Annotated in this window: 6 protein-coding genes; all 6 read right to left on the reverse strand. The window is 29.5% G+C overall.

Annotated features, from left to right (window positions below; all coding sequences use genetic code 11):
• Positions 1-3,398: family 20 glycosylhydrolase (locus HMPREF0216_RS11075; protein WP_051040711.1), on the reverse strand; the 3,398-nt coding region annotated here is incomplete at its 3' end.
• 300 nt (positions 3,399-3,698) lie between these two features.
• Positions 3,699-4,823, reverse strand: coding sequence for an anaerobic sulfatase maturase (locus HMPREF0216_RS11080; protein WP_005214242.1), 1,125 nt, complete (start codon positions 4,821-4,823; stop codon positions 3,699-3,701).
• 262 nt (positions 4,824-5,085) lie between these two features.
• Positions 5,086-9,156, reverse strand: a complete 4,071-nt coding sequence (locus HMPREF0216_RS11085; RefSeq protein ID WP_005214244.1) for a glycoside hydrolase family 2 TIM barrel-domain containing protein — start codon at positions 9,154-9,156, stop codon at positions 5,086-5,088.
• Between the two features lie 342 nt (positions 9,157-9,498).
• Positions 9,499-11,343: a 1,4-alpha-glucan branching protein GlgB gene (gene glgB, locus HMPREF0216_RS11090; protein ID WP_083875415.1), complete on the reverse strand. Its 1,845-nt coding sequence runs from the start codon at positions 11,341-11,343 to the stop codon at positions 9,499-9,501.
• A 137-nt stretch (positions 11,344-11,480) separates the two neighbouring features.
• Positions 11,481-11,972 carry a DUF1836 domain-containing protein gene (locus HMPREF0216_RS11095; RefSeq protein WP_005214248.1) on the reverse strand — a complete coding sequence of 164 codons (492 nt, stop codon included), beginning with the start codon at positions 11,970-11,972 and terminating at the stop codon, positions 11,481-11,483.
• Positions 11,973-11,987: 15 nt separating this feature from the next.
• Positions 11,988-12,839 carry a DegV family protein gene (locus HMPREF0216_RS11100; protein WP_040419750.1) on the reverse strand — a complete coding sequence of 284 codons (852 nt, stop codon included), beginning with the start codon at positions 12,837-12,839 and terminating at the stop codon, positions 11,988-11,990.
• Between the last annotated feature and the right edge of the window lie 218 nt (positions 12,840-13,057).

Here is a 13,057-nt window from a genome sequence, read left to right on the forward strand (position 1 = left end):
GTAAAATTAGTTGAATCTATAACTGTTTCATCTTGTGGTAATTCACTTCCAAGAACTATTCCATCAATTAATCCCTTAAATGAATTTGTTGTACTTCCTATACGTTCAAATGGAATAAGTAAAGTTGCAACTGGTCTATTTCCTAAAGTATCAACTAATTCATTATTAACGTATAATGAAGTTCTTTCATTTTCACTTGTAATAGTTAAATATACCCATTCATCATCTGGTAATTGGTAATTAAATGAGAAGTCATCTCTTTCTCTTGTAAATCCAACATTACCATTAGCATCAACTGCTTTTATAGCATAATTATCAAATTTAGATGGTGATTCAAATAAAATTTGTTCTCCTTCTGGAGCATTTCCATCTTTCTTAATCCAGAAAGAAATTGAGTTTGGAAGCCCAACTCTCTTAATTGGAGTCTCTACATAGCTTTCTCCACCATTAAGTCTTAAAGCTTGTCCTTTCTTTCCTGCTTCAAGTGATACATTTTTCTTAGAAATTGAATCATATCCATTTCCTGACTTATCTAATATTTCTTCTTCTTCAAAATCATATTCTACATAGTTAGGAGTATCTGATTCTACAGTATAATATGGGTTAGTATTTGGAGCTGTACCTGTAACTGCAGATAATTCATTTAGTTCTGCATATGTCTTATCTTCTCCTTCACCCCACATTTTTTCTGCAAGTGCTGGAAGCGCCTTAAAGAATCTATCAAATACATCATATTCAGAAACACTTTGACTTCTCTTATCTATTGAGTCATTCCATATTGCATAAGCAGCCCCTAACATTTGGTCATCACCTGCTGGGAATTCTTTCCCTGCCATTACATTTGGTTCCCAGTTATTATAAAGATTTTGAGCATTTAGATAGTTTGCATAATATCCAGCTGCAGGAACTATATAAAGACTTGAATCAAGTGTATTTATTAAGTCATATCCTTCATTATACATTTGTGTTGGCTCTGCCCAATCTCTTGACCAAACATTTAATTGAACTCCTTCAGATCTAACTTCTGTTGTTCCATCAAGCCAAGTTAATCCACCCCACATACGAACTGTTCTACCTGAATCTTGAATGTGACCAAGAACAGAATCTGTAAATGATCTATATTGCTCCTTATTAGCTTCATATTCATCAGTACCTACATGAACTGTAGTTTCTGTATCAAATACTGGGTTATCGCCTTGCATATATTCATTAAATAAAGTCTTAACAAATTCTAAAGATTCTGGATTTCCTAAATCTAAATGATCTAATACAGGTCTATTAGATATTCTTGGATTCCATCCTTCTAAAGCTAAATTTCTAAACACTCTTGTAAATGCCAAAGCATGAGCTGGAGTATCTATTTCTGGTACTACATTTATTCCCATTTGTCTTGAAGATTGAATAAATTCTCTAAATTCATCCTTAGTATAGTATACATCTGTAGATGTGATACCTTCTCCTGCTTCATTTTTTAGATCAGATTCTAGTCTAAATGCAGAATATGCATCATATGCATCTTCTATATTAGATTTATCTGAATTTATATAGTCTTCCAAGAATATATAGTTATCGTTTAAATGAACTTGTAAATCATTTAATTTGTACCAAGCCATAGTTTCAGCAAGCTCTTTTAATGAATCTAATTCATAAGATTTTCTTGCTACATCTAAAATAAAACCTCTTACTTTATATTTTGGATAATCTCTAACAATACCTTGTGGTAATGTGCTTTCTGTTTGTTTTAAAATTTGCAATATAGAACGTGTTGCATAAAATGCCCCTTGATTAGCCTTAGCTTCGATTTTAACAGAATCAGTTATTGTTATAATATTACCTTCATCACAAAGACCACCATCTTCTGTTGCCAATGTTAAGAAAAAGCTTCCTGCTACTGCTTCTGTTCCTACTTCTACAGCTATTTCTCTTCCCATAATATCTTCATAATCACTAGCAAACTTATTAGCTGTTTCCATTAATTCATTGTTATAATTGCTATCAACAATTATCCTTGTACTATCTGAAATTTCAAAATTTCCTTCTGTTCCATACCATTCTGCTAGTTCTGGAATAACTTTTGGCTTTTCATTACCAACATTAGCTTCATATTTCCCTGGAACAAGTACTTGTAATGCTGCTGTAGTTCTTTCCTCATCTCCCTTTTTAACTTTGAAGTTAACTTCTACAGTTGTATCAACTAATGGTTCATATATAGTTCCATCAGCACCTATAATTTGCTCGTAATCTGCACCAACAAATTCTAATTCAAATCCTTCTGGAACCTCTGGCATTTGCATTTTTGCATCGCCCTTATTTACAACAGGTGCTGTTATTGAACCTACAACATCATCAATTGTGTAAGTTGGTAAATCTAATTTATTAGAATATAATTCAAATTCATATATTGAAACTGTATTCCATGTATTAGTTACTCCAGATGCATTTGTACCTGTTTGGTCAAAATTATTTATTTTAACTCTAACATATTGGGCCGTCTTAGGTTGATCAAAATTAGCAGCTACCCTACAGTTATCGTTTTTAGAAGTTCTTGCCCATGCTGTTTCCCACTCTTGTCCATCATTAGAAATTTGAATTTCGTAATCAATTACATTATTTCTCTCCCAATTGATAACAAAACTTTGAATTGTTTTAGCTTCTGGTAATTCAATTTGTACCCAATGTGGATTTTCAGTTGTTGCACTTCTAACTTCACTAGCCCATCTAGTAGTATCATTTCCATCATTAACCTTATCTGCTGTTAACGCTCCACCTTCAAAAGCATTAGCTGTTGCTGTTCCCTTAAGTGCTAAATTTTCAACTTCTTGATATTGATTTACTTCAAGTTCAAATACTGATACTGTATTCCAAGTTATACTTTTATTACTTCCATCAGTATCTCTTTTATCTGCTGTTTCTGAATAATTTGAAATAGATAAACGAACATAACGTGCAGTTTCTTGCGAATCAAGCTTGACTACTTGTCTATATTCACTTGGTGCACTTGTAAACTCTTCAATCGTTCTCCAAGTTGTATCATCACTACTTACTTCAATTATATAATTAGTTGCATTTTTTCTTTCCCAATCGATTACTATTTCATCAAAGTTTTTAACTTCACCTAAATCAATTTTTAACCACTTTTTATTTTCTATAGTTGCTGATGTTGTATTACTAGCCCATCTAGATTGTTTTCCTGAATTTTCATAATCAACTATTCCATCAATTGCTTTACTTCCAGTAAAATCTGATGTTTCATCATCTGATGTTGTTGCTACTACTCCATCCTCTAATGCAAGATTTGTCTTTACTACATTAGTTTCTGCTTTTACATAGGTAAATGAATTTGCGACCATCATCATGCTTAAAATCATTACGCATAACTTTTTATTTCTCCTAATCATTCTCATATGCCCCTGTTTTTAAGTTTAATTTAAAAATATTCTGTTAAATTAATTAACAGTTTTTTATTAGCCTCTTAATATGTATTAATTAATAGACTATTCTCTCAAATAAATTTTATCACCCATTTTTTTTAATATAAACCTTTTGTAATATTTTTGTATTTTTTCAGCAATATTCTTATATAATAAAGCAAAAAAACTATATTAAAACTATTTGTATCGACACTAATATTAAAAATTTATTTTTCTTAATACTTATATACACAAATAATTTTATTATAGTTTTTAAATCAGTTTATATTAATTCTTATTATATTTTATAAAATTAGCTACACTTATTAATCTATCTAATGAATATTCAAAGAACATTTTATATGACTGGCAAAAATAATTGATGTAATTTCCACTGTTGTTAAATTCCATTCTATTTCTTTTGCACCCGCCTCTACATAATTTAAAATAGTTACAACTCTTACACTGTTTAGTCTCTATCATTGAATGTTCAATAAATTTAATATCCATTCTTTTATTATCTATTTCATTTATTGAATTAAAGTTCAAGTTTCCAAGCTTGTACTTGTCTAAAACATAAAAATCACAAGGATAAACTTCTCCATCAGACTCTATTATGTATTGTTTATTACATATACCTCTATGCTCACAAGCCTCTGGTAAATATCCTAAGATAATAGCTAAATAATTATCAAAAGTTCTAATATATGGTTCATTTCCTTTTTTAAAATCTTCAAACCAAAGATCAAATAATTTATTTAAAAAGTCCCCATATTCCTTTGGCGTTATAGAATACACATCTTCTCCAGGATTTTTATTTAGCTTATCTAAACAAGGTATAAACTGCATAAAATTTAGATTGTTTTTTCTATAAAACTTATATATTTTTTCTATTTCGTTTACAGTCTTAGAATTTACTACAGTTAATATATTAAAATCTACTTCATATTTTTTTAATAAATTTATTCCTTCTAAAACCCTATAAAAAGTTCCTTCTTCTTTTAAGTTTTTTCTATATTCATCATGTGTAGCTTTATTACCATCTAATGAAATTCCTACTAAAAAATTATTTTCTTTAAAAAACTTTACCCATTCCTTATTAAGAGTATATCCATTAGTTTGTATTGCATGAACTATTTTAACATTATTTATATTATGTAATTTTTCATACTCTAATGACTTTTTAAAAAAGTCTAATCCTATTAATGTAGGTTCTCCTCCTTGATATGCTATTACACATTCTCTCTCTGCATAAGCTAATGATTTTTCTAAAACCTTTGATAATGTTTCTTCACTCATAAACCCATATGATTCTTTTTCTCTATTTTTAGCTACATCTTTATAGAAACAATACTTGCACCTTAAATTACAATTACCTGATGCTGGTTTTATCAATAAATTAATTGGTGGCATTATATATTCTCCTCTTCCCCTTAAATACTGTTTTTTTCTATATTTCCTACTGATTTTAATTTTACCTTATTTAGTTTTATCTATCAATTTTATACACCTTATATAACTTAACCTTTATTAATACTCAAAATTATGTACTATTGAATAAAAAAATAGACAAATGGTATATTGCAAATTTAAATATACCATTTGTCATCATTTAATATTAACCTATTTTTATTATTTTTAAATAATGATATTTTTTAATTTAATAAAAATAATATTAGTTTCCAAATATATTATCTATAATAAGCTTTAAATCCTCTGTATTTACTACACCATCTTTATTTATATCAGATTTTTCACTTAGTTCATTTCCTGATACAACATTACCAAAATTCTTAGATACTATAGCTAAGTCTCCTATAGTTATAGCTCCATCTCCATTAATATCTAAAACTAATTCTGGTTCTACATCATCTAATACATAGTTTATAGTATATACATTCTTTGTTCCAGCTTCTGAACGAACTACTATTAATGATTTATTGTTATAAATCGGTAATACAGTTACAGCTGCATTGCTTTGTCCTATAGCTTCCACTGTTGTAGGTAATGTTTCTACTTCAACAGTATATTCCATTTTATCTGGAGCAAAGTCAGCTAAAGCTTGACCATCTAACTTAATTTCAGATAAAGCAGCTGATACATTAGCATTTACCTGTGGAACATATTGATAAACAGCCATTTCAGTTAAACCAACACATTTTCCTGCTTCTGGTTGTTGCATATAAACACGTATACTATCTGTGTTTATTACATTGTCTAATCTATAAGTTGTTTCTCCTGAAGTATAAGAAACTTCTGTTGTATTTGTATGAGAAGCAACTACATATTCCCCTGCTTCATTCTTATAACTTATTTCTACTTTCTTTGGAATTCTACTATATACATTATCTGTAAAGAACCATAGGTCTAAACGGTCAATAGCATGTTTATTATCCCAATCTAATTGAATATAAGCTCCCTTTGGCTCTCCATCAACAGTTAAATCACGTTCACTCCAGTTTGTCCAACGTTGATCTGTTGCACTTCCATTATTAGTAATACCATTATTAATAGAATTTAAATTATCTGATGTAGAAGTACAGCTTTGTGATAATGTTGGAACATCATTGTTTTCTGCATTATTAAGTGCAAGGTTACTTGCTGTTCTTAATGCTTCAACTACTCTAACTGAAGCAGTAACAGGATATTCTTTACCTAATAAGCTAACTGTACCATTAACAACTACAGTTTCACCTTCAGTAGAGAAATCTTTGCCTTCTAAATCCCAATTAACAACAAATTCTTCACTATCACCACCATCTACTAAATAACCTTTTACAGTCTTAGGAAGAGATGGAGTTGTACCAGCATAAGTGAAAGTTGAATAATTTTCCATAGCAACTACATCACCTATAATATGAACATTAACAACTACAGCTATATCTGTACCTTCTAATTTACCAGTTAACTTAGCTATTTGTGGAGTATTTAATATTTCTTCATCATAAGCATTCCATTCAATATTAAAGTTAGCTGTTGTTCCATCACTATATCTTGCTTCTACAGTTGTTGGTAATTCTGGTTTTTCACCTAAAGAAACATAATAATCTTTAACTATATCATAAGATTCTATATATTTATCGTCTCCGGCTCTATTTTCAGTATTAATTGTTATAGATTTAGATTTTAACCCTTCACCTGAAACTGTTAATGTCATTTCACCTGCATCTTTAGTAGATTGAACTATTACTAATGCTTTTCCACTAAATGCACTTCTAGTACCAAGCTTATCAGTAGTTGGCTTGTAAGAAGTAGTATCAGCTGCATTACCATTATCTAAACCTACAATCTTACCATTTCCTTCAAGAGTATAAGTTAATTCATTGTTAGCACCACCAACAATGTTTCCATCTGCATCTACTAAATCAACAGTAATATAAGATAAATCATATCCATCAGCAGCAATAGTAGTATTATCTGCACTTAAATCTACAGTAACAGCTTCACCTGTAGTTGTTACAGAGCTTCTACCTTCTGTATTAGTTATTTCATTACCATCTTTATCATAAGCCTTAGCTTCTAAAGTTCCTGCTTCATAAGTTACATTAAATGTTGGATATAATTCATCATCACCAAATGTATAATATTTATATCCAGCTTCTGTAGTATGCTCTGTAGCAGTTTGTTCTCCAATTTTTTCACCGTTTAAGTATAACTCAACTTTATAAGCATCTGTAAATACTTGAACTGTAGCTACACCATTGCTTAGGTATATATCTTCCCTATTCCATGTAGGTAATAAATGTAATGTGTTTACATCATCATTCCATTGACTTTGATATAAATAATAAATATCTTTTTCAAAACCAGCAGTATCAACTATACCAAAATAACTTGATTTAGGAGCTGCTCCTTGACCACTTACAGAACCTGTTGATACACCATTCCAAGGAGTTGGTTCACCTATATAATCAAATCCTGTCCATACAAACTCTCCTGCATTTCTATCATTTTTTATAACATATTTCCATGCAGTACTTGCTGAATGTCCCCATCCAACTCTATTTTCATTATTGTCATATTCAGCCATTTGAAGAGCGCTATTATCTCTTCCCCAAGTTTTATAATAACCTCTACTATGAACAGCACTACTAGTTTCTGAATCATAAGCTATCCAATTTTCATTATTGTTTAATAAGCTATTAAATTGATTTTGATTTGTATAGTTAAATCCAACTATACCACCATTTTCAGCAACTACATCTGAAATAGCTTGTGCTCTACTACTACCATTCTTAGATTGATTATCTCCGATAGTAACAGGTCTTGTTGTATCTTCTTCTTGAATCCAATCTATAATATTTTGAACAACTGTAGTATAGTTAGAAGAATCTCCTCCGATACCTTCTAACACTTCATTACCAACTGACCACATGATTACTGATGGATTATTCTTAGCATTTTTAACCATTGATTTAGCTTCAAATTCACCCCATGTCATATCAGCTTCACCATTTATTATTTGGTTATCTTCTCCTATTGTAGCATTAAAGTATTTAGAAAAGTCATTACTATTACCATTCTTAGGATTTGTCCAAGTATCAAAGGCTTCATCTATAACCATTAATCCTAAACGATTACAAATTTCTAATAAAGCTTCACTTGCAGGATTATGAGATACTCTAATTGCATTAACTCCCATTTCCTTCATTATTTCCATTTGTCTTTCTACAGCTCTATAATAAGATGCTGCTCCTAAAGACCCTTGGTCATGGTGCATACAAACACCTTTAAGTTTCATCATTTCACCATTTAATGAGAAACCTGTATCTCTGTCAAAGCTATAATATCTAAATCCAAAATCAGTAAAATAAGTATCTACAACTTCATCTCCTACTATAACCTCTGTTTTTACTTGATACATATTAGGATTATCAGTTGACCAAAGATTTGGATTATTAACTACAGCTGTTTGTGCAACAGTTTTAGTTCCATCTTTTGCAACATTTTCAGTAGTTGTTACTGGCTCACTAACTGCTTGTCCATTTGCATCTATTATCGTAGTCTTAACTGTAACATTTGAATTATCTAAAGATTCATTTTCAATTACCGTTTCTACATTTACATCTACAGCTCCACCTTTTTGAATTTCAAGATTTGGAGTAGTAACTGTTGTTCCTAAGTGTGCAACATGTATAGAATCTGTAACACTTAAAGTAACATCTCTATAAATACCACTTCCTGAATACCATCTACTTGTTGGAATAGGATTAGAAACCTTTACAGCAATTATGTTTTCAGTTTGGCCATCACAAACTAATGCATCTGTAATATCAAAAGCAAAAGCTGTGTACCCATAATTATGTTCCCCTACCTTTTGTCCATTTACATAAACTTCTGCATTCATGTAAACTCCATCAAAGTTTAAAGTAAAATCTTTTCCTTCATATTTTTCTGGAACTACGAAATGTTTACGATACCATCCAGTACCTCCCAATAAGAAACCACTTTCAGCTTCACCTTGAACTGTAAATTCACCTTCAATACTCCAGTCATGTGGTAAATTTAAATTTCTCCACGCTGAATCATTAAAATCTACAGCTTCAGCACCATCTTGGTTGCCTTTAAAGAAACGCCAGTCTTGATTAAATAAAGTGGATCTTTCTCCTTCTTTAATAAATCCTACATTTACCGTTTCAGCATTTGCTGCTTCTTTTGTTTCAGCATTTGCAGCCATTGGTACTAAATTAATTGAAAGTGCCATGGCAACTGCTACAGCTGAACTCTTTTTTTGAAATACATTCATTTTTATACCCTCCCCTTAATTGATATTAGTAATCCAACGAAAACGTAAACATATTATACATATTATTTTTTATGTATATTTAATCCTCATCCCTTTTTACGATTCATCAAATAACCTTTTCTGTATAATAATACCATCATTTTAAGTTTCAGTAAAGTTTATTATTTCTATTATTCCTTATTTTTCTGTGATTTTTAATCATTTTTTGATGATTAAACTAATATTATTAAATAAAGATGATACAATCTCTAAAATTCGTTGATTTTTAAGATTATATCATCTCTTTTTATAAATTAAAAAATTAATATTTTACACTTTAAAATTTAGATTTATATTAATAATTTATTTAAACACATAATATATTGCTGAAAATGGTTTTATATCAACTGATAAAAGTCGCTTAACGCTATTTGCAATTATCAAACTATGATCATTTCTATCTTCTCTTTCAACATACTTAGTATTTTCTTCGATTAAAGTTCTATAACTACAGTTTCCATCACCACCGTATTGCTCCATATTACTATCAAAAAGAACTTCTATATTTCCTTCTCTATCTATTTCAACCTCATAATTATCATATTTCTCAGCTGAAAAATTAAAAATTGCTACAATTTTTTGTCCCTCACAATATCTTTCAAATGCATAAATACATTTTTCTTCTTGATGACAATCTAGCCACTTAAAGCCTTCTAATTCATAATCCATTTTGTATAATGCTGGGTAATTAAGGTATATATGATTTAACTCCTTCATAAACTTATGAAATTTTTGATGAATAGGATAATTTAAAAGATCCCAATCTTGCTCTCTCTTTTCATCCCATTCTCTAAATTGAGCTATTTCATTTCCCATAAAGTTAAGTTTTTTTCCTGGATGCGCATACATATACATGTATAACGCTCTTGCTTGCCTAAACTTATCATCATATTCACCATTCATTTTTTGTATAATTGTACCTTTTCCATGCACTACTTCATCATGTGAAAAAGGCATTAAGAATTTTTCACTATAAAAATACATCATAGAAAAAGTTAACTTATGATAACTTTTTTTTCTATCATAAGGATGTAATTTAAAATATTCTAAAGTATCATTCATCCATCCCATGTCCCATTTATAATCAAATCCAAGACCACCATCTTCTACTTTTTCTGTGACATTCGGATATGCTGTTGAATCCTCTGCAGCTAAAATTGTATTAGGATGCATTCTTTTTAATCCACTATTTAAATTTTTTATAAATTCTACAGCTTCTTTATTTTCTCCTCTATTTGAATCTCCTTGCCAATAAATAATATTACTTATTGCATCCATTCTTAAACCATCAAAATGATATTCTTCAAGCCAATAGTTTGCTACGGATTGTAAAAAGCTTCTCACTTCCCCTTTAGAATGCATAAAATTTTTACTTCCCCATTGACTTATTGCAATATCTTCGTGTGGATATTCATATAATGAAGTACCGTCATAATTTGCTAAAGCAAATCCATCTACTGCGAAATGAACCGGTACAAAATCCATAATTACTCCTATGTTATTTTCATGACATTTATTAATAAATTCTTTTAACTCTGTTGCTGTTCCATATCTAGATGTTGGACTAAAAAATCCTGTATTTTGATATCCCCAAGATTCATCACAAGGATGTTCACTTAATGGCATTATTTCAATATAATTATAACCATACTCTTTTACATACGGAATTAACATTTCTCCTATTTCTCTATATGTATACCAAGTATCATCACTTTTTTTCTTCCAAGATCCTAAATGTACTTCATAAATATTTAATGGTTTATCCTTACAATCACTTCTATTTTTTATCCATTCTTCATCAGTAAATTCATATTCTCTCAAGTCTCTAATAATAGATGCCGTGTTTGGTCTTAACTCCATACCAAAACCATATGGGTCACAATGATCTACATATTCTCCATCTTTACTGTAAATTCTATACTTATATAACATTCCTGGCTTTGCATTTGGAACTGTACATTCAAAGAACTTATCATCCTCTATACGCTTCATTTCACTTCCATCCCATTGATTAAACTCACCAATTAACTCTACTTTTAAAGCATGTGGTGCATATGTTCTAAACACAACTCCATCATCTTCTAAATGCGCACCTAAATATTTATAAGCATCAAAAACTTCTCCTGTGTAAAATCCATACATATCCATATTATTATCTCCTTTAATTGTAAATGTAGTGATTTTATCACCCATGACTATTTTACATTATTTGGAATATAAAAACTATAAAAATTTTTTAAAAATAAAAGATCTACAGCAAAAATTTCACTGTAGATCTTTATTTTTTAAGCTTTTTCTCCTATTTCATACATAACAAATATTTTGTGAGCAATAGCCATAACTGATGATCTTAATATCTCACTTTCTTTTGTTACATTTAATGCTGAATTAGAATACGAAAAATCTCTTGTTATAAAAACAGATTTTATAGCTTCTTCAAGTTCTGTACAAAAATAATCATATGCTATTTCTATTGGATAAAGCTGCATTTGTATATCTATAAGCCTACATATTTCTTGTAAACTAAATACCTGTTTAAATACACAAACAACTATTAAATATGCCAAATGTTTTTCATTATACTTTTTATCTTTTGGTGGCGAAACAACCTTTTGTTTTACATAATTATTAAGCATTGTTGGCGTTAATAGCTTTTCTTCATTATCAATATTAAGTTCTTTTGCCACTTCTTCTAAATACATAATTACCTGTTCTTTATATAATGGAACTCTTGGCAATTCACTAAATCTTGGTATATGAAATTCAGGAATACCCATTATTACCTCCCTAGCTTATTGTAGTACTTTATGCTTTTTAATATATTGAATTGCAACACATCCTGGTCCACCTTGAGTAGTAAATGCAGGCCCTAATAATCTTGTTTCAATATCAGCATTTCCTATATAACCTAGTATAATATTTTTTGCATCTTCTGCCAATTCTTCCTTACATGCATGAGAAATATAAATCTTAAAATCTGAGCTTACATTATCTTCTATCATTTCTTCACAAATTTTTTGTATAGCCTTTTTAAAAGTACGCTTAGTAGTAAATTTAACTAAAGATTTTTTATCTTCTGATAAAGTCATTACAGGAACTAATTTTATTACACTTCCTATTTTCCCAACAAGCGGAGATAATCTTCCACCTCTAACTAAATAATCAAAATCATTTGGAATTAAAAATGATTTTGTATTTTTAATTGCTTCATCTAGTTCAGATATAATTTCATTTTTTGATTTATTTAATTTACTTAACGCTACTGCTAAATCAACTAAATACTTATGTGGTCCACATAAAGTTTGTGAATCTATTACATGTATACGTTCTGGATTTTTACCCATTTCTCTTGCCATACAAGCAGAATTATATGTACCTGATAAACCATCTCCCATTGAAATATTTATTATTTCATCTTCTGGATAATTATCATATATGTCTACAACCTCTCCAATTGCTGGTTGTGAAGACATTGGAATATGTCCTTCATTTATTATATCTATAAATTCCTTTGTATTAATTTCTTCATTTTCTTTATATGTTTTTCCATTTATAGTTACAGTAAGTGGTGCAACTATAATTCCATTAGCTTGTCCTTCTTTTACTGAGTAAAGTGATGATGAGTCTGTTACTATTCTAACCATAAGCCCTCTCTCCATTCATTTGATTTTATTCTCTAAGTTATTTTGTTTGACATTCTAAACTATGTAGTTTTTAAAACTATATGTTTTAGTCTATCACCCTAGTCGTTATTTGTCAATAAACTTCACACTTTATTCAAATTGATTTCCTTATACTACACAAAGAAAAAACACTTTAAAATATGTTAAATTAATCGAGTAGGAGGAAAATAATTATTTTA

This window comes from Clostridium celatum DSM 1785, assembly GCF_000320405.1.
Classification (GTDB): Bacteria; Bacillota; Clostridia; order Clostridiales; family Clostridiaceae; genus Clostridium; species Clostridium celatum.

What these genes read in the sequence shown, in the direction of transcription:
- HMPREF0216_RS11080 (WP_005214242.1), bottom strand. Translation starts at nt 4,823, where the DNA reads ATGCCACCAATTAATTTATTGATAAAACCAGCATCAGGTAATTGTAAT.
- HMPREF0216_RS11095 (WP_005214248.1), bottom strand. Translation starts at nt 11,972, where the DNA reads ATGGGTATTCCTGAATTTCATATACCAAGATTTAGTGAATTGCCAAGA.
- HMPREF0216_RS11085 (WP_005214244.1), bottom strand. Translation starts at nt 9,156, where the DNA reads ATGAATGTATTTCAAAAAAAGAGTTCAGCTGTAGCAGTTGCCATGGCA.
- HMPREF0216_RS11100 (WP_040419750.1), bottom strand. Translation starts at nt 12,839, where the DNA reads ATGGTTAGAATAGTAACAGACTCATCATCACTTTACTCAGTAAAAGAA.
- glgB (WP_083875415.1), bottom strand. Translation starts at nt 11,343, where the DNA reads ATGGATATGTATGGATTTTACACAGGAGAAGTTTTTGATGCTTATAAA.